Raw genomic sequence first — 17,873 nt, 5'->3', positions numbered from 1 at the left:
TGCGGAGACCCGCTAAGTACCTGTAGGACGTATATAAACTGCCTCCGGCAGAAATTGCAAATGCCGACCGGTTGCAATTTCACGGGCTGCTGGAAGCCATGCGTGTAAGTCCGACCAGAATGCTGGTGCGGCATTTTGCTCGCAACACACGATTTCGTGGCCGACAGACTTGTGCAGCGCACACGCTTAATATATCTGAGCGTATTATAAGTGTGCTTACAATTGGCGCGAATATCAATGAACGACAATCCCACTCTCGGCTTTCTGCTGCACGACGTTGCACGGCTGCTTCGCAAGCGGTTCGAGCAGCGCGCGCGTTGCCTTGGGCTGACGCGGTCGCAGTGGCAGACGCTCGCCTATCTCCGCAGCAATGAGGGAATCCACCAGGGCGGACTTGCGGAGATCCTGGAAATCGAACCGATCACGCTGGTCCGCATTCTCGACAAGTTGGCCGATCGTGGTCTCATCGAGCGCCGCCAGCATCCGACTGACCGCCGCATCTGGCTTCTCTATGTGCGCGAGGAAGCGCATCCGCTTCTGGCCGAGATGCGTGAACTGGGCGACCTGACACGCGGCGAAGCTTTTGATGGCATCCCTTCCGAGCAGCGCGATCAGTTGTTCGGTATCCTAACCGCAATGAAGACGAACCTAGTGCAGGCTTGCCGAACCCCGGTAGCCGAAGATGAGACAAAACATGGCTGAGAAGTCCTCCCTGCGCGTCGTAGCAGACGCAAATGCCAAGAACCCAGTTGAAGAAAACGACACTTCCCCCCGCGGGGAGACGGTAGCCGAGGCGCCTTCATCCAATTCAGCGCCCGCTACTGCAGTGGCTGCGCCCGGCGGCACACAGGTCCGCCGCCGGCGCAGTCTCACGCGGCCCGTTCTCTTCGCCCTGCTGCCGGTCGCGCTCGTCGTCGGTGGATACTACTATGTCAACGGCGGTCGTATCATGTCGACCGACAATGCCTATATCCAGGCTGACATGGTCGGGCTGACGACCGACGTTTCCGGTATCGTCGACCAGATCAACGTGCGTGAGAACGAGGCGGTGAAGAAGGGCCAGGTGCTCTTCAGCCTGCAGCAGGATGCCTTCAAGATCGCCCTTGAAGGCGCTGAGGCGCAGCTTGGCGCTGTGCGCAACCAGATCCTGAACATGCAGGCCAGCTACCAGCAGTCTCTTGCCGAGATCACCCAGGCGGAAGCCGACATTCCCTATTATCAGACCGAGTTCGATCGCCAGCAGAGCCTGCTGAACAGCTCTGCCGCGACGCGGACCGCCTATGATCAGGCCAAGCACAATCTCGACGCCGGCCACCAGAAGGTCGCCGTTGCGAAGGCCGAAGCGGCCGCGACGCTGGCACAGCTCGGCGGCAATGCCGATCAGCCGGTGGACCAGAACCCGCTTTACCTCGAGGCCAAGGCGAAGGTCGATGACGCTCAGCGCCAACTCGACCACAGCGTCGTCAAGGCGCCGTTCGACGGCGTCGCGACGAACGTCAACTCGCTGCAGCCGGGCTCCTATCTGCAGGCGTCGACACAAGCCTTCTCGCTGGTTTCGGACAACAATCTCTGGATTGCGGCGAGCCCCAAGGAAACCGAGCTGACCTACGTCAAGCCCGGCCAGCCGGTGACGATCTATGTCGACACCTATCCGGGCGTCGAGTGGAAGGGCAAGGTCGAGAGCATCAGCCCGGCCTCAGGTTCCAGCTTCTCGCTGTTGCCGGCGCAGAATACGACCGGCAACTGGGTGAAGGTCGTGCAGCGTATTCCGATGCGCGTCAGCATCGATGACGCTGCCGGCAAGCCGCCGCTTCGCGTCGGCATGAGCACGGTCGTCGACGTTGATACCGGTCGCGCCCGCGGTCTTCCGGATTTCGTTTCCAAGCTTTTGGGCCGCTCGGGCGGCAAGGACCATGAGTAACGTTGCATCATCTCCGGCTACCCCGGTTGCCAATCGCGGCGCGATCACGGCCTGCGTCATTCTCGCCGTCATCATGCAGGCGCTGGATACGACTATCGCCAACGTTGCGCTGCCCTATATCCAGGGCAGCGTTTCGGCGAGCGCCGACCAGATCAACTGGGTGTTGACTTCCTACATCGTGGCGGCTGCGATCATGACACCGCCGTCGGGCTTTCTCGCCGCCAAGTTCGGGCGCAAGCGGGTGTTGCTGGCGGCGATCGCCGGCTTCGTCTTCGCCTCCGTCCTGTGCGGCCTTGCGCAATCGCTGAACCAGATCGTCGCCTTCCGCCTGTTGCAGGGCCTGTTCGGCGCGTCTCTGGTTCCCCTCTCTCAGGGCATCCTCCTCGACATTTATAGTGTCGAGGAGCGCGGCTCGGCCATGGCCTTATTTGGCGTCTCGGTCATGGTCGGGCCGGTACTGGGACCTGTCATCGGCGGCTGGCTGACCGACAACATCAGCTGGCGCTGGGTGTTCTATATCAACGTCCCGATTGGTGCGCTGGCATTCGCTGGCATCGTGATCTACGTCACGGAAACGAAGCTGGACGCGTTGGCGAAGCTCGACTGGTTCGGGTTCGGGATGATGAGTCTCGGCATCGCGTCGCTGCAGCTGTTTCTCGATCGCGGCGAACAGCTCAACTGGTTTGCATCGGGCGAGATCATGATCGAGGCAATCGTCTGCGCCGCCGCCTTTTACCTGCTGATCGTGCATACGCTGACGGCGGAGAAGTCCTTCGTGAATCCGCGGCTGTTCCTTGACCGGAACTTCGCGGTGAGCATGCTCTTTATCTTCGTGATCGGCATAACCTATCTCGCCTCCCTGGCGCTGATGACGCCATACCTGCAGACCCTGATGGGCTACCCCGTCATCACCGCGGGCATCGTTATGGGGCCGCGCGGGCTTGGCACAATGCTTTGCATGTTCATCGTCGGCAAGCTGATCGGCAAGGTCGATACGCGCCTGCTCCTGGTGCTGGGTCTCGGTCTGACAGCCTGGGCGATGTACGACATGACCGGCTGGACGCCCGATGTCTCGCAGTGGACGATCGTGTCCGTCGGCTTCATTCAGGGCGCCGGTCTGGGCTTCCTGTTCGTGCCGCTGACGACGATCGCCTTCTCGACGCTGCCGGCGCACATGCGCGGCGACGGCACCGGCCTCTACAACCTGTCGCGTAACATCGGTTCGAGCGTCGGTATCTCGATCGTTTCGGCGCTGCTGGTGGAGAACGCACAGGTCAACCATGAGAACATCGCCGCTTATGTGACCCCGTTCAACCGCGCCTTCGAGGCAACGGCGGCGCAAGGGATGAACCCGCTGACCGCAGCCGGTCGCGCGGCGCTCAACGAAGTGATCACCCTGCAGTCGACGATCATCGCCTATATCGACGATTTCAAGCTGCTGATGCTGATGTCGCTTGCGGTCATTCCGCTTGCGCTGCTGCTGCGCAAGCCGAAGGTAGCGCCTGTGATGGACCACAGCGCCGTCATGGAATGATGCTCAGCGAAACGGTTTGCTGAGATAGCGAGACCCGGAGATGCCGAAGCGCCAAGGTGCTTCGGCATTTTTCGTTATGCCTATGCGTTTGCCGGCGACAATCTCGACGGGGGCGGAAGGGGCGATCGAAAAGGGCGGCTCGTCGAGGAGCCTGTCGTTCAGGGACAGATCGATGCCGAGCGCCTGGCAGAGCTTGCCAGGGCCGCTGCAGAGTTGGGTCAACGCATCGTTGTTGCGCCGGTCGATCATGGTCGCGATGCCGGCTTCCGGCTCGAGTGCGCGGATCAGCACGGCGGAGCCCGTCGTGCACACGAAATTTACGCACCAATGCATGCCGTAGATACGGTAGATGTAGACGTTGCCCGGTTTGCCGAACATCGCGCCGTTGCGCGGTGTAGGGCCGCGGAAGGCATGCGAGGCTGCATCGTCGGGGAAATAGGCTTCGGTTTCGGTTATGCGACCGCCGACATCACCGACACGGAGATGGCAGCCAAGCAAATCACGGGCAACAGCAATCGCATCGCGTTCGAAAAAGCGCGTGAGATCAGGGCCGGTGAGGGGAGCGGCGCCGATCGCACCGGCGGCATGTGCCATCTGGTTCAGGCTTTCGATCGCTCGGACACTCTAGTGGCCGACCTTCGGGTCGTGCGCGGAAATCGATGATCCGGTGACCGATACGGGATCGCTGGCGGGGAAGGTGTCCTCGAGGCCTTCTTCCAGTTCCTCTTCCAGAAGTGCGGCATCCTTGCCGCGTGCTCCGTCGACCTGCGAACTCTGTAGCGTTGCGGCAAGCAGCGCCCTTGCGCGAGTAATCGCGTTGTCGCTCGTCAGTCCGGGAGAGGCTGCAGCATAGAGCGTGACCGATATGTTGTTGCCGGACTGATCCGTAAAGATGACAACGAAGCCGCCGTCCTTCGGATGTACGGTGACGTCTGTGATGGCCATGGAAATCTCCGGGTTCTGACAGTTGCTCCAAGTGAAACGCTTTTCGCTAGGATTGTCGAGCAAAGACCTTCACCAGCCAGTCGATGAAAACGCGAACGCGCGGAGAGAGCTGCCTGTTTCGCGGATAGAGCAGGGAGACGGGTGTCTCCGTCGGCGGAAAATCCGGCAGCACATGAACCAGCGTGCCATCGAACAGATCCTTCTCGGCATGATACCGCGGCACCTGAATGAGACCGAGGCCGAGCCGGGCTGCCGACATGAAGCTTTCGGCGGCGTTGACGGTGACCGGCGCCGGCAGGGTGACGTTGTGGATATTGCCGCCGACGAGGAATTCCAGGGGCAGGACACCACCCGTCGCGGTCGAGCGAAAGCCCACCATGCGATGACCGTCGAGCCTGTCGGGATGCTCGGGCACACCATGCTTTTCAAGATAGCCGGGAGACGCCAGCGTGATCTCTTCCAGCATGGCGACGCGTCGCGCCACCATGTCGCTGTCCTGGGGAACGCCGACGCGCAGCACGCAATCGATGCCTTCGCGGACGACATCGACCAGCCGGTCACCCTCGCTCATGTAGAACTCGATATCGGGATAGGTCTCGAGGAAGGACGGAAGACTTGGCAGCACGAAATGGCGGGCAAGCGTGCCATGCACGTCGACGCGCAGCATGCCTTTCGGCTTGGCGCCGGCGAAGGCGCCCTCTGCGTCCTCGATGTCGGCGAGTATGGAAAGACAGCGCTGGTAGTAAGCTTCGCCATCAAGCGTGGGGCTGACATGGCGCGTCGTTCTCTGCAGCAATCGTACGCCGAGGCGGGCTTCCAGCTGCTTGACCGCATCCGTGACCGTGGAGCGCGGAAGGCCGGTGTCCTCGGCGGCGAGCGTGAAGCTCCGCCTCTCCACGACGCGGGAAAACACCCGCATGGCATCGAATCTGTCCATCTTGTTTGTTCGTCATGTCCGGATAGTGATGCCGAATAATGGCTGATTATCCGCTATTCGAAAAGTGGCATCTTCTCCTCATCCAAAACGCGGCGAGCCGCACCCAGTGAAGGAGAAAGGTAATGAGCAACAACGAGAACAAGGTCGCACTGGTCACAGGCGCATCGAGGGGCATCGGCGCCGCAATCGCCGAACGGCTGGCCAGGGACGGTTTCACCGTCGTCGTCAACTATGCCGGTAACGCAGCACTCGCCGAGGCGCTGGTGGAAAAGATCGAGCAGAGCGGCGGCAGGGCGTTGACGGCGCAGGCCGATGTCAGCGATCCCGCAGCCGTCCGCCGCATGTTCGACGCTGCGGAAGCAGCCTTCGGCGGTGTTGATGTGCTGGTCAACAATGCCGGTATCATGCAGCTCTCGTCGATTGCCGATGCCGACGATGCAAATTTCGATCGCCAGGTCAGCGTCAACCTGAAGGGCACCTTCAACACTCTGCGCGAAGCCGCAAAGCGTCTGCGCAACGGCGGCCGCATCATCAACTTTTCGACAAGCGTCGTCGGTCTGAAGCTTGAAAACTACGGCGTTTACGCCGCGACCAAGGTGGCTGTCGAAACGCTGACGGCGATCATGTCGAAGGAAATGCGTGGTCGCGAAATCACCGTGAACGCAGTGGCTCCGGGGCCGACAGCGACCGACCTTTTCCTCGATGGCAAGTCGGATGAACTGATCGCCCGCATGGCCAAGATGAACCCGCTGGAGCGCTTGGGGACGCCCGAGGATATCGCCGCTTCTGTTTCGTTCCTGGCAGGCCCCGATGGTTCCTGGATCAACGGTCAGGTGCTGCGCGCCAACGGCGGCATCATCTGACTCCAGCGTTGCAGCGGCGGGGTCGGCCCGGCGCCGATCTCCCGCATCAGACGTCATCGGTCACTTCTCGAAGGAATAGGACAATGGAAAAGCAGGTCATCGTCATTACTGGAGCATCCAGCGGCTTCGGCGCTCTCACCGCCCGTACACTCGCCAAGGAAGGGCACATCGTCTATGCCGGCATCCGCGATACGGCGGGCCGCAACGCAAAGGCCGTCGCCGATATCGCAACGTTCTCGGGGGACAACAAGGTCGATCTCCGCTCAGTCGAGCTCGATGTCGTCTCGGATGCTTCCATCGCAGCCGGAATTGCCAAGGTGCTCGAAGAGGCGGGTAGGCTGGATGTCATCATCCACAATGCCGGTCATATGTCCTTCGGACCGGCCGAAGCATTCACGCCGGAGCAATATGCCGAGCTGTTCGACATCAACGTGCTATCGACGCAACGGGTGAACCGCGCCGTGCTTCCCCATATGCGCAAGCGGGGCAAGGGGCTTGTCGTCTGGGTGTCTTCTTCCAGCACGCGCGGCGGCACGCCGCCCTATCTCGCACCCTATTTCGCGGCCAAGGCGGCGATGGACTCGGTTGCCGTTTCCTATGCGTCCGAGCTTACTCGCTGGGGCATCGAGACCGCGATCATCGTGCCCGGCGCCTTCACCAAGGGCACCAACCACTTCGCGCATTCCGGCTCGCCGGCTGATGCGGCGCGCGCGGCCGAATACAACGACGGACCTTACAAGGGTGTGCCGGAGCAGGCGCTGCAGGGGCTTGCTGCGCTCGAACCTATTGATGCCGATGCCGGTTCGGTTGCGACGGCAATTGCAGAGGTTGTCGCGATGCCTTTCGGCAAGCGTCCGTTCCGTACCCATGTCGATCCGTCCGAAGATGGCGCCGAGGTGGTCAATGGTGTTGCTGATCGTGTTCGCGCCGAAATGTTCCGGCGGATCGGGCTGGAAGATCTCCTCAAGCCAGCTGTTCACTAGTCGTGATATTTGCCATTGTTCCGTTTTTGCGAACCTGCTGTGCAGGAATCAGCACTTAACAAACGGCAAAAAGCAGGCTTATATTTGTGATGTAAGGGCGACTGGAAGACCTCCAACTCCGGGCGCCAACCTCAGATACCGGCCGAGCCATTTCCCTGGTGGCGCGACGAGGTCTGAAAGGAATTTGAAGACAGACAGTTGCGGCCCGTCGAAGGAACTCCCTTCCGGGCCGCAACTGCGTCACGCATCGTTCAACTTCGCATCCGAGAGCAGTTTCACCAGCCAGTCGACGAAGACGCGGACCTTGTTGCTGAGGTGCCGATTCGGCGGATAGACGATGTAGAGAGGAAGGGGTTCGCGGCTCCATTCCGGCAGGATTTCCACGAGGTCGCCCTTGGCCAAGGCGTCGCGGATCATGAAGCGCGGCAGTTGAGCAATGCCGAGCCCCCTCAATGCCGCTGTCACGAAGGTCCGGCTGTCGTTGACCGATAGCAGGTAGCGCGGATTGATCTCCAGATCCTCATTGTCCTTGCGGAATTCGAAGGGAAGCGTCCTGTTCGTCTGGGCGCGGAAGTAACTTACTGAATAGTGGTCGTTTTCCAGCTCTTCCGGACGGGCGGGAACGCCGAATTTCTCGATGTAAAGTGGCGCTGCGCAGGTCACCAATTCAACCTCTGATACGCGTCTCGCGATTAGTGACTGGTCGGCCGGCGTGCCGCCGCGAAGGGCGCAGTCGACGTTCTCCGCGAGGTAGTCGACGGTGCGGTCGCCGACGCCGAGATCGACACGAATATCAGGATATTTCTGGTAGAAATCGCAAAGTGCGGGCACGACGATCCAGTCGGCGAAGGCGCCTGCCATTTCGACGCGCAAGCGGCCGGTCGGCAGGCCCTGGGAGTTCGAAAGGCTGCCGTCCAACTCCTCGAGTTCGGAGACGATCTGCGCCGCTCGCTCATAGTAGAGTGCGCCATCGGTCGTCACCATGACGCGGCGTGTGGTGCGGTTGAGAAGCTTGGTGTGCAGGTGCGCTTCAAGCCCCTGAATGAGATTGGTCACCGTCGCCTTGGGCATGGCGAGTGTGTCGGCGGCCCGTGTGAAATTGCCCGTCTCTACGACGCGGATGAAAGCGCGCATTGCCGAGAGCTGGTCCATCGGAAATCACCTAAGCAGGTTGCACTGCGGTATTGTTCGAAATTCGGAACAGTGTAATTGCTCTATCGCTTCTTATTCCGACAATGGAATAACAATATGTTTTCTTCAGAAATTGCAAGCCGTCTTGGCTCGCAATACGTTATGTGGGTCAGACGCGAGCCGAAACGATGACGGTGCAGGTGAAAGACATAGTGATGGAAAAGGTGGCCACTGGCCCCGTTTCCGCACGCGTCTATCAGGGCGCCGAGTTCGGCAAGGGGTCGCCGATCGTGCTGTTTTTCCACGGCGGTGCTTTTCTGCAGTCGGGCGTTAGGGACAGCGTGGTTGCCGAGAGCCTGGCGAAAGCGGGCGCCATCGTCGCCGTGCCCGACTACAACGCCCCACTTGGCAACGTCTTTCCGAAGCCGCTCGAAGTCGGCTACTCTGTTTTTTCCTATCTCGCCAACAAGCGGGCGTCCGGCATTGGCGATCGCAATTCGTTGCTGATCGTTGCTGGCGAAGAGGCGGGCGGCAATATTGCTGCCGGTGTCGCTTTCAAGGCGCGAGACCATTATGCGGATGCGCTCGATGGCCAAATTCTGATTTCGCCACTGCTTGATCCTTTCATGGGTACGTCGTCGATCCGCAAGGCGGACGGCATCGGTATGCGTCAGCGCTGGGCCGAGGGCTGGAGTCATTATCTCAGCGGCGGCGGTTGTCATCCCTATGCGGCGCCGTGTCTCTGTTCGCGGATTTCAGGGGTCGCGCCCGCGCTCGTTCTGACCGCAGAAGATGATCCACTTCGCGACGAAACGCTCGGTTACGCAGACCGCCTGAAACAGGCTGGCGTTCCAGTTCGCCGGAATGTCCTCCCCGCCGGGGCAGGCTGGCCGTTGCTTTATGGCGGGAAGTGCGAACAGGCACCGAATTGGGAACGGACGATCACGGACCAATTCGAAAGCTTCGTTCGGGATATTAGCAGCCAACCTATTGCATTGAAGACGAACTGATTGAATTCGGCCACTGAGAGAGGGCCGTAAGGAGAGTACCAATGACGTCCAGTAAAAAGCGCTGGGCCCTTGTGGGCGCCGGCTTGGGACTTGCTGCGTCCGTTTCGGCCGCAGCCATCTTTTTCGAACTGCCGATGAGCACGACTGCAACGGCGGCTTCCACACCTGCGCAGGCTCCCGCTGTGCCGGTCACGGTTGCCGTCGTCGCCAGCCGTGACGTCACGACATGGCAGGAGTTTTCGGGGCGGCTTGAGGCCGTCGACCGCGTGCAGGTCCGTTCACGTGTAGCCGGCGCCGTCCAGTCCGTGCACTTCCGCGAAGGCGCGCTGGTCAAGGCCGGCGATCTGCTCTTCACCATCGATCCGGAGCCCTACCAGGCGGCGGTTTCGCAGGCTGAAGGACAGACTGCCTCTGCCGAGGCCAAGGTCAATCTTGCTCAGATCGAGCTGGAGCGTGGCCGCAGGCTTTCCGACAACAAGACGATTTCGCAAAGCGATTTCGACCAGCGGCAGAATGCCTTCACCGAGGCGCAGGCCGGTCTCCGCACCGCCCAGGCGGCGCTTCGCTCGGCACAGCTTGAGCTCGGCTACACCGAGGTCCGCGCCCCGGTTGCCGGCCGTGTCGGCAAGATCGAGGTGACGGTCGGTAACCTCGTTGCCGAAGGCAGCGCATCTCCCGCGTTGACGACGCTCGTGTCCGTCGATCCGATCTACGCCAGCTTCAACGCCAGCGAAGAGATGGTGACAAATGCGCTTGCCCAGCTTCCTGCTGGCGACGGTGCCGTTCCCGCTGTCGAGCAGATCCCCGTCGAGGTCGGCACGCTCGCCGACCAGGGCACGCCGATCAAGGGCAAGCTGCAGCTGATCGACAACCAGGTTGACGCTGCCAGCGGCACGATCGGCGTTCGCGCCGTCTTCGACAATCCCGGCGGCAAGCTGATCCCCGGCCAGTTCGTCCGCGTCCGCATGGGCGAGCCGAAGGCCGAGAACAAGATCCTGATCAGCGACCGCGCGATCGGCACCGACCAGGACAAGAAGTTCGTGTTCGTCGTCGATGCCGAAAACAAGGTCAGCTACCGGCCGGTCCAGCTCGGCCCGTCGGCGGATGGCCAGCGCATCGTCGAAAGCGGTCTTGCTGTCGGCGACAAGATCGTCGTCAACGGTCTGCAGCGTATCCGTCCGGGTGCAGTGGTTGCACCACAGGCGGAAGAAAAAGTCGCGACGGCTCAGTAAGTCGAAGCATCCGGAGCGTCCCGGCGCTCCGCGTTAATTCCGAAATGACCCGACCCACCGGCGGCCTCCCAACCGCCGGAGAGGGTCGTTGCATCCAAAATTTCATCCCGGAGAGGGCTTTGAAATGAATTTCTCCAGATTCTTTGTCGACCGTCCGGTGTTCGCCGGAGTTCTATCGGTCCTCATCGTGGTCGCCGGCCTGCTTGGCCTGCGTTCACTGCCGATTTCCGAATATCCGGAAGTCGTTCCGCCATCGATCGTCGTGCGCGCCACCTATCCCGGTGCAAACCCGGAGGTCATCGCGCAGACGGTCGCGACACCGCTCGAAGAGCAGATCAACGGCGTCGAGGGCATGCTCTACATGTCCAGCCAGGCGACCTCGGACGGCGTCATGACGCTGACGGTCACCTTCAAGCTTGGCACCGACCCCGACAAGGCACAGCAGCTCGTCCAGAACCGCGTGTCGCAGGCCGAACCGCGTCTGCCGGAAGAGGTGAAGACCATCGGCATCACGACGGTCAAGAGCTCTCCCGACCTGATGATGGTCGTGAACCTGATCTCGCCTGACAACCGCTACGACATCACCTATCTGCGCAACTACGGCGTCCTCAACATCAAGGACCGGTTGGCGCGCATCGATGGCGTCGGCCAGGTACAAGTGTTCGGTTCGGGCGACTATTCGATGCGCGTCTGGATCGACCCGCAGAAGGCGGCCGAGCATGGCCTTGCCGCCAGCGACGTCACCAATGCGATCCGTGGCCAGAACGTCCAGGCCGCAGCCGGCACCATCGGCGCTTCGCCCAGCCTGTCGGGTGTCGACCTGCAGCTGAACGTCAATGCGCAGGGCCGTCTGCAGACGCCTGAGCAGTTCGGCAACATCATCGTCAAGACCGGCACGAACGGAGAGATCACCCGCCTGCGCGACGTCGCCCGTATCGAACTCGGCGCTGCCGATTATTCGCTGCGCTCGATTCTCGACGGCAAGCCGGCGGTCGCCATTCCGGTCTTCCAGTCTCCTGGTTCCAACGCCATCACCATCTCGGACGAAGTCCAGAAGACGATGGAAGAGCTGAAGACCGCCATGCCTGACGGCGTCAGCTACGAGATCGTCTATGACACGACGAAGTTCGTCCGTTCGTCGATCGAGAAGGTCGTCGATACGCTGCTCGAAGCCATCGCGCTCGTGGTCATCGTCGTCATTCTGTTCCTGCAGACATGGCGCGCCTCGATCATCCCGCTGATTGCCGTTCCGGTTTCGATCATCGGCACGTTCGCGGTGATGTATGTCTTCGGCTTCTCGATCAACGCGCTCAGTCTCTTCGGCCTCGTATTGGCGATCGGTATCGTGGTGGACGACGCGATCGTCGTTGTCGAAAACGTCGAGCGAAACATCGAAAATGGTCTCAGCCCGCGGGCTGCCACCTACAAGGCCATGAAGGAAGTGTCTGGTCCGATCATCGCGATCGCGCTGGTGCTTGTCGCGGTCTTCGTGCCGCTCGCCTTCATCTCCGGTCTGTCCGGACAGTTCTATCGCCAGTTCGCGCTGACGATTGCGATCTCGACGGTCATTTCGGCCTTCAACTCGCTGACGCTGTCTCCGGCTCTGGCTTCGCTGCTGCTGCAGGACCATCACGCCAAGCGTGACTGGCTGACCCGCGCCATGGACGCCGTCTTCGGCTGGTTCTTCCGTGGCTTCAACAAGGCCTTTGGCGCCGGTTCGCGAGGCTATGGCAAGGGCGTCGGCGGTCTGCTGTCGCGCAAGAGCATCGTCATGCTTGTGTATGTCGTGCTGGCAGGCGCGACCTACGGGCTCTTCAATGCCGTGCCGGGCGGCTTCGTGCCGGCGCAGGACAAGCAGTATCTGATCGGCTTTGCCCAGCTGCCGGATGCCGCCAGCCTTGACCGTACCGAAGACGTCATCAAGCGGATGAGCGACATCGCCATGGCAGAGCCTGGCGTCGCGCATGCGATCGCCTTCCCGGGCCTGTCGATCAACGGCTTCACCAACTCCTCGAACGCCGGCATCGTCTTTGTGACGCTGAAGGATTTCGAGGAGCGCAAGTCGCCGGCGCTTTCGGGCGGCGCGATTGCCATGTCCCTGAACCAGAAGTTCGGGGCGATCCAGGATGCCTTCATCGCGATGTTCCCGCCGCCGCCGGTCAATGGTCTCGGCACGACCGGTGGCTTCAAGATGCAGCTCGAAGACCGCGCCGGTCTCGGCTATCAGGTGCTCGACGAGGCCAACAAGGCGATGATCGCCAAGGCCTACCAGACGCCTGAGCTGACGGGCATCTTCTCTGCCTACCAGATCAATGTTCCGCAGCTCTATGCCGATCTCGACCGTGAGAAGGCGGAACAGCTTGGCGTCCCGGTAACCGACGTTTTCGAGACGCTGCAGATCTACCTCGGTTCGCTCTATGTCAACGACTTCAACGCCTTCGGCCGTACCTACAGCGTGCGCGTCCAGGCCGATGCCAAGTTCCGGGCGCAGCCCGAGGATATCGGCAAGCTGAAGGTTCGTTCGGCATCGGGCCAGATGATCCCGCTGTCTGCGCTCCTGAAGGTGAACGCGACAACCGGGCCGGAGCGGACCAACCGTTATAACGGTTTCCTCTCCGCCGATATCAACGGCGGTCCTGCTCCGGGCTTCTCCTCCGGCCAGGCTCAGGCAGCGATCGAAAAGATCGCCGAAGAGACCTTGCCGAAGGGCATCAGCTTCGAATGGACGGATCTGACCTATCAGCAGATCCTGGCCGGCAACTCGGGCGTGATCGTCTTCCCGCTGGCGCTGCTGCTGGTGTTCCTGGTGCTCGCTGCGCAGTACGAGAGCCTTGCCTTGCCGATCGCGATCATCATGATCGTGCCGATGGGCGTGCTGGCGGCGTTGACGGGCGTCTGGCTGACCGGTGGAGACAACAACATCTTCACGCAGATCGGTCTGGTGGTCCTTGTCGGCCTCTCGGCGAAGAACGCGATCCTGATCGTGGAATTCGCCCGCGAGCTGGAATTCGAAGGACGGACTCCGGTTCAGGCTGCCATCGAGGCAAGCCGCCTGCGTCTGCGCCCGATCCTGATGACATCAATGGCGTTCATCATGGGTGTCGTGCCGCTGGTCACCTCGACCGGTGCGGGTGCCGAGATGCGCGCCGCCATGGGTGTGGCGGTGTTCTCGGGCATGATCGGGGTCACCTTCTTCGGCATCTTCATGACGCCCGTCTTCTACGTGCTGGTCCGCAAGCTGTCGGGCAACCGCCCGCTGATCCAGCACAAGGAGCACGAGCACGATGCGGAGGAAGCCGAAATCATACGACTCGCTGCCGAATAGCCCCTCCGAGCGGCGAGACGTGGAAAGGCGGAGCAATGCTCCGCCTTTCCTGTTTTCATGGGAGAGCCATACGGCTATGTCTCAAAAGGGATGCAGGGCGAGGGGAGTCGCACACTGCAACGATTGATGGAGGCAGCCAGTGCATATCGCGATTATCGGCGCAGCTGGAATGATCGGGCGCAAATTGACGGCGCGGCTTGTCTCGGATGGACGGCTAGTAGGCCAGTCGATCAATCGGCTTTCTCTTGTTGATGTCGTCATTCCCGCCGCGCCTGAAGGGTTCAACGGGCGTGTCGAGACCAGCGCGATCGACGTTTCTGGTCCAGGGCAAGCCGCGCGAATTATCGCCTCGCGGCCCGATGTGGTGTTTCATCTCGCCGCAATCGTGTCGGGCGAGGCTGAGCTGGATTTCGAAAAAGGTTACGGCATTAATCTAGAAGGCACGCGTGCGCTTCTTGAGGCGATCCGGGAGGCACATCTTCAGGACGGCTATCGGCCCTGCGTCGTTTTCACCTCGTCCATCGCGGTCTTCGGAGCACCATTCCCCGAGGTGATCCCTGACGATTTCAATCTCACACCGTTGACGAGCTATGGCACGCAGAAGGCGATGGGCGAATTGCTCCTGGCAGATTATACGCGCCGGGGCTTCATCGACGGCATCGGCGTCCGGTTGCCGACGATCTGCGTCCGTCCCGGCAAACCGAATAAAGCTGCCTCCGGTTTCTTCTCCGGCATCGTGCGCGAACCATTGGCCGGGCAGGAGGCAATCCTGCCGGTGCCGGAAACTGTCCGTCATTGGCATGCGTCGCCGCGTTCGGCCGTCGGCTTTCTCATCCATGCCGCCAGTATCGATCTCGAGCCGCTTGGCGCCCGCCGCAGCCTGACGATGCCGGGTGTCAGCGCTACGGTGGGGGAGCAGATTGAAGCGTTGCGCAAGATCGCAGGAGAAAAGGCCGTCACTCTGATCCGACGCGAACCCGATGAGCTAGTCATGAAGATCGTGTCCGGTTGGCCGCAGGCATTCGCGGCCGAGCGCGCGAGAAAGTTGGGTTTCGTCGCCGATGCTTCTTTCGACGACATTATTCGCGTGCATATCGAGGATGAACTGGGAGGACGGCTATGACGACCAGCAAATCGCGCAGCATTGCATTCCTGGGGACAGGGCTGATGGGCGCACCGATGGCTCGCCGCTTGCTCCACGCCGGCTTTGCCGTCACGGTCTGGAATCGCAATCATGCCAAGGCGCAGGAACTTGCCGGGGACGGCGCGGTGGTTGCCGATACGCCAGCTGCTGCGGTCGAGGGAGCATCGGTGGTTTTCACGATGCTCACTGACGGAACGGCAGTAGAGGACGTGTTGTTCAAGCAAGGCGCCGCAGAGGCGCTCGATACCGGCGCGGTCGTCATCGATTCCAGTTCCATTGCCCCGGATGCGGCGCGAGAGCATTCCTCGAAACTCGCCGAGCGTGGCATTGCACATCTCGATGCGCCGGTGTCGGGCGGTGTGGTCGGCGCGGCTGCCGGTACGCTTGCGATCATGGCAGGCGGCGACGCCAAGCTGATTGAAGAGCTGGCGGACGTCTTTGCGCCGCTTGGCCGCGTTACGCATGTTGGACCGAGCGGTTGCGGGCAGCTCGCAAAGCTTGGGAACCAGCAGATCGTTGCCATAACGATCGGCGCCGTTGCCGAGGCTATGCTGCTCGTCGAGGCGGGGGGCGGTTCGCGTGAGGCATTTCGCCGCGCGATCCGGGGCGGTTTTGCCGAAAGCCGGATCCTGGATGTTCACGGTCAGCGAATGGTTGATCGCGATTTCGGAATCGCAGGTCCCTCCAAACTGCAACTCAAGGATCTGAACAACATCATCGCGACTGCCGACGGTCTCGCTCTAGCCCTGCCGTTGACGCAAGCGGTGCGTGCCGAATTTGCGGAGTTCGTCGAACATGGCGGTGGCGAAACCGATCATAGCGGCTTGCTGTTGCAACTCGAACAAAAGAATCTTCGTTCCTCGAAAGGCTGAATTGCCTAGTCCACTGGATCTCTGCCAAGATCGAGTGCTGTGTTTCGCCTACAGTTGTTGATGGATTTTTAGTGCATCCTAATTAATCTCTCGCCAAAAGGTTGGTTCTGCCCGCATAATGAGATTCCTCGCACGAGGACCGATACCCTACTGTTACTGAAAGCTGTATGAGGCTTGAACGGCGTTGGCATCGAGCAGTCCCACACGGTCCGAACGAGAGTTCCAGGACATCCTGCGGCGCCTTGAGCTTGCGCTCGATGCGTCCCAGATTGGTGTGTGGGAGCACAATCTCGCTCAGAATGAGATTTCCTGGGACGTCCAGATGCATCGACTGTACCAGACCGGACGAGGCAATGGTCCGGTCCCGACGGCTGTCTGGTCGGATGCAATTCATCCCGACGATCGCGAGCGCGCCGAACTGGAATTCGAGGAAGCGACTGCGCGGCGTGGGCTATACAATTCAGAGTTCCGGATCGTTTGGCCGAACGGTGAGATACGGCATATCCGGTCACGGGCCCATTTCTATGTCAACGAGGAAGGATCCCCCTTCTTCATTGGTGCCGAATGGGACGTTACGGCGGACGTCCTGCTCGCGAACGAGGCTGCCCGTCAGCGCACCGTTGCCGAGGCGCGTGCCTTGGCCTTGGAGGAGAGCAGTGCCCGCATCGAACATGCAGCGGAACACGACTACTTGACGGGACTTCCCAACCGTCGTCTTTTCGACAAGCGTCTGGCGGAACTGGCGGAGGATGCCTCGGTCTCTACGCTTGCAGTCCTGCATCTCGACCTCGATGAGTTCAAGCAGATCAACGACAGCCATGGCCATGTCGCGGGCGACACCGTGTTGCGGGCTGCCGCCTTGCGGATCGAGACGGCTGTTCCGAAGGCGGCCATGGCGGCGCGTATCGGCGGAGATGAATTCGTCATCCTGCTGGTCAATTTCGGTGGTCTGACAGATCTAAACCGGATGGCGCGCGACGTGCAGCGACGCTTGAAGAAGAAGATTCGCTTCGGCCACGAAATGTTGCAATCCGGAGCTTCAATCGGCATTTCCTGGTCATCGGATCGCTCGGGTTCCAACCTCCTCGCAGAGTCGGACATCGCGCTCTATCAGGCAAAAACATCAGGGCGCGACCGCATCGAGTTCTTCTCGCAGCAGCTCAAAGACGATTTGATGGGTAAGCGGCGTCTTGCCGAAGAGTTGAAGCTCGCGCTGGAACAGGGCGACATCATTCCATTCTACCAACCGCAGCTCGATGCCCACACCCGGGAGATCGTCGGAATCGAGGCATTGGCGCGTTGGCATCATAGCGAGCGCGGCACGCTCTCACCCGGTATATTCCTGAAAATCGCCGACGAGTTCGGCTTGTCCTCCGAGATCGATGCTTCGATCCTGCGACGCGTGCTCGCGGATCGGCTGAGCTGGGGGCAGCACGGAACTGCCCTACCGCGAATTTCGGTCAATATCTCCGGACAGCGGCTCTACGATCCGCAATTGATCGAAGATTTGGAGACGCTGGAGATACCGGAAGGGGCTTTGGTTTTCGAGCTCGTCGAGACGATCTTTCTGGATGATTGCGACGATGAACTTCTGCAGGCTGTCGATCGCATCAAGCAAATGGGTATCGAAATCGAGATCGATGATTTCGGCTCGGGCCACGCGTCGCTGATCGGCCTCGTGCGGCTGCGACCGGCCCGGCTGAAGATCGATCGGCAGCTGGTCAGCGAGGTGGATACTTCGTCCGAGCAACGCCGCGTCGTCAAGTCGATCGTCGAGATCGGCAAGGCGCTCGGCGTCGACGTGATTGCGGAAGGCGTCGAGACTGAAAACCATGCGGTGACGCTCGCGAAGCTCGGCTGTCACACGTTGCAAGGCTTCGCGCTCGGCCATCCGCTGCCGGCGTCCGAGATCGATGGGATTTTTGCATCGAAAAAGGAGGCGCTGGCCGCCAACCTCCGCCGTTAGCCAGACGGTA

General features: G+C 61.0%; 15 protein-coding genes. 11 read left to right on the top strand and 4 right to left on the bottom strand.

Translation table 11 applies throughout. The features are described from left to right. The first annotated feature begins 237 nt into the window (after positions 1-237). The 3 genes from FHT97_RS09455 to FHT97_RS09445 are packed head-to-tail and all read left to right on the top strand — an operon-like array spanning position 238 to position 3,455. The gene (locus FHT97_RS09455; protein WP_016554984.1) at positions 238-702 is read left to right on the top strand and encodes a MarR family transcriptional regulator; all 465 of its coding nucleotides are present in this window, start codon (positions 238-240) and stop codon (positions 700-702) included. Then, positions 695-1,921, top strand: coding sequence for an HlyD family secretion protein (locus FHT97_RS09450; protein ID WP_183861602.1), 1,227 nt, complete (start codon positions 695-697; stop codon positions 1,919-1,921). The genes FHT97_RS09455 and FHT97_RS09450 overlap by 8 nt, the downstream gene beginning before the upstream one ends. Continuing rightward, positions 1,914-3,455, top strand: a complete 1,542-nt coding sequence (locus FHT97_RS09445; RefSeq protein ID WP_183861600.1) for a DHA2 family efflux MFS transporter permease subunit — start codon at positions 1,914-1,916, stop codon at positions 3,453-3,455. The genes FHT97_RS09450 and FHT97_RS09445 overlap by 8 nt, the downstream gene beginning before the upstream one ends. A gap of 3 nt (positions 3,456-3,458) precedes the next feature. Here FHT97_RS09445 and FHT97_RS09440 read toward each other — a convergent pair whose 3' ends face one another. The 3 genes from FHT97_RS09440 to FHT97_RS09430 are packed head-to-tail and all read right to left on the bottom strand — an operon-like array spanning position 3,459 to position 5,337. Continuing rightward, positions 3,459-4,049 carry a DNA-3-methyladenine glycosylase gene (locus tag FHT97_RS09440; protein ID WP_183861598.1) on the bottom strand — a complete coding sequence of 197 codons (591 nt, stop codon included), beginning with the start codon at positions 4,047-4,049 and terminating at the stop codon, positions 3,459-3,461. Between the two features lie 30 nt (positions 4,050-4,079). After that, positions 4,080-4,400 (bottom strand): hypothetical protein, encoded by a 321-nt coding sequence (locus tag FHT97_RS09435; RefSeq protein WP_040674664.1) that lies wholly within the window; start codon positions 4,398-4,400, stop codon positions 4,080-4,082. Positions 4,401-4,446: 46 nt separating this feature from the next. Then, positions 4,447-5,337, bottom strand: a complete 891-nt coding sequence (locus FHT97_RS09430; protein WP_183861596.1) for a LysR family transcriptional regulator — start codon at positions 5,335-5,337, stop codon at positions 4,447-4,449. A 122-nt stretch (positions 5,338-5,459) separates the two neighbouring features. Between FHT97_RS09430 and FHT97_RS09425 the strand changes: the two genes are divergently transcribed. Then, the gene (locus tag FHT97_RS09425; protein WP_183861594.1) at positions 5,460-6,200 is read left to right on the top strand and encodes an SDR family oxidoreductase; all 741 of its coding nucleotides are present in this window, start codon (positions 5,460-5,462) and stop codon (positions 6,198-6,200) included. Positions 6,201-6,283: 83 nt separating this feature from the next. Then, the gene (locus FHT97_RS09420; protein ID WP_183861592.1) at positions 6,284-7,183 is read left to right on the top strand and encodes an SDR family oxidoreductase; all 900 of its coding nucleotides are present in this window, start codon (positions 6,284-6,286) and stop codon (positions 7,181-7,183) included. A 240-nt stretch (positions 7,184-7,423) separates the two neighbouring features. Here the strand turns inward: FHT97_RS09420 and FHT97_RS09415 are convergent, their stop codons facing one another. Then, a complete protein-coding gene (locus tag FHT97_RS09415) occupies positions 7,424-8,335 on the bottom strand; it encodes a LysR family transcriptional regulator (RefSeq protein WP_183861590.1) in 912 nt (303 codons plus the stop codon). A 167-nt stretch (positions 8,336-8,502) separates the two neighbouring features. On the opposite strand from FHT97_RS09415, the gene FHT97_RS09410 reads away from it, so the two are divergent. The 6 genes from FHT97_RS09410 to FHT97_RS09385 all read left to right on the top strand — a co-directional run bounded on the left by FHT97_RS09410 (position 8,503) and on the right by FHT97_RS09385 (position 17,863). Beyond that, positions 8,503-9,324, top strand: coding sequence for an alpha/beta hydrolase (locus FHT97_RS09410; protein WP_183755569.1), 822 nt, complete (start codon positions 8,503-8,505; stop codon positions 9,322-9,324). A 41-nt stretch (positions 9,325-9,365) separates the two neighbouring features. Continuing rightward, positions 9,366-10,556, top strand: a complete 1,191-nt coding sequence (locus FHT97_RS09405) for an efflux RND transporter periplasmic adaptor subunit (RefSeq protein WP_183861589.1) — start codon at positions 9,366-9,368, stop codon at positions 10,554-10,556. A 124-nt stretch (positions 10,557-10,680) separates the two neighbouring features. Beyond that, positions 10,681-13,881, top strand: a complete 3,201-nt coding sequence (locus tag FHT97_RS09400) for an efflux RND transporter permease subunit (RefSeq protein ID WP_183861587.1) — start codon at positions 10,681-10,683, stop codon at positions 13,879-13,881. A gap of 139 nt (positions 13,882-14,020) precedes the next feature. After that, entirely contained in the window at positions 14,021-15,004 is a 984-nt protein-coding gene (denD, locus tag FHT97_RS09395) for a D-erythronate dehydrogenase (protein ID WP_183861585.1), read from the top strand. Beyond that, the gene (locus tag FHT97_RS09390; RefSeq protein ID WP_183861583.1) at positions 15,001-15,897 is read left to right on the top strand and encodes an NAD(P)-dependent oxidoreductase; all 897 of its coding nucleotides are present in this window, start codon (positions 15,001-15,003) and stop codon (positions 15,895-15,897) included. The genes denD and FHT97_RS09390 overlap by 4 nt, the downstream gene beginning before the upstream one ends. A 184-nt stretch (positions 15,898-16,081) precedes the next feature. After that, positions 16,082-17,863, top strand: coding sequence for a GGDEF domain-containing phosphodiesterase (locus FHT97_RS09385; protein WP_183861581.1), 1,782 nt, complete (start codon positions 16,082-16,084; stop codon positions 17,861-17,863). Positions 17,864-17,873 lie beyond the last annotated feature (10 nt).

The organism is Rhizobium sp. BK399, from assembly GCF_014194695.1.
Lineage (GTDB): Bacteria > Pseudomonadota > Alphaproteobacteria > Rhizobiales > Rhizobiaceae > Rhizobium.
The sequence above is the reverse complement of the archived record's forward strand: the minus strand, read 5'-3'. Positions and strand labels throughout refer to the sequence as shown.

Excerpts from the sequence above, each read along its gene's own strand:
- FHT97_RS09455 (WP_016554984.1), top strand. The coding sequence starts at position 238 with ATGAACGACAATCCCACTCTCGGCTTTCTGCTGCACGACGTTGCACGG.
- FHT97_RS09450 (WP_183861602.1), top strand. The coding sequence starts at position 695 with ATGGCTGAGAAGTCCTCCCTGCGCGTCGTAGCAGACGCAAATGCCAAG.
- FHT97_RS09445 (WP_183861600.1), top strand. The coding sequence starts at position 1,914 with ATGAGTAACGTTGCATCATCTCCGGCTACCCCGGTTGCCAATCGCGGC.
- FHT97_RS09440 (WP_183861598.1), bottom strand. The coding sequence starts at position 4,049 with ATGGCACATGCCGCCGGTGCGATCGGCGCCGCTCCCCTCACCGGCCCT.
- FHT97_RS09435 (WP_040674664.1), bottom strand. The coding sequence starts at position 4,400 with ATGGCCATCACAGACGTCACCGTACATCCGAAGGACGGCGGCTTCGTT.
- FHT97_RS09430 (WP_183861596.1), bottom strand. The coding sequence starts at position 5,337 with ATGGACAGATTCGATGCCATGCGGGTGTTTTCCCGCGTCGTGGAGAGG.
- FHT97_RS09425 (WP_183861594.1), top strand. The coding sequence starts at position 5,460 with ATGAGCAACAACGAGAACAAGGTCGCACTGGTCACAGGCGCATCGAGG.
- FHT97_RS09420 (WP_183861592.1), top strand. The coding sequence starts at position 6,284 with ATGGAAAAGCAGGTCATCGTCATTACTGGAGCATCCAGCGGCTTCGGC.
- FHT97_RS09415 (WP_183861590.1), bottom strand. The coding sequence starts at position 8,335 with ATGGACCAGCTCTCGGCAATGCGCGCTTTCATCCGCGTCGTAGAGACG.
- FHT97_RS09410 (WP_183755569.1), top strand. The coding sequence starts at position 8,503 with ATGACGGTGCAGGTGAAAGACATAGTGATGGAAAAGGTGGCCACTGGC.
- FHT97_RS09405 (WP_183861589.1), top strand. The coding sequence starts at position 9,366 with ATGACGTCCAGTAAAAAGCGCTGGGCCCTTGTGGGCGCCGGCTTGGGA.
- FHT97_RS09400 (WP_183861587.1), top strand. The coding sequence starts at position 10,681 with ATGAATTTCTCCAGATTCTTTGTCGACCGTCCGGTGTTCGCCGGAGTT.
- FHT97_RS09390 (WP_183861583.1), top strand. The coding sequence starts at position 15,001 with ATGACGACCAGCAAATCGCGCAGCATTGCATTCCTGGGGACAGGGCTG.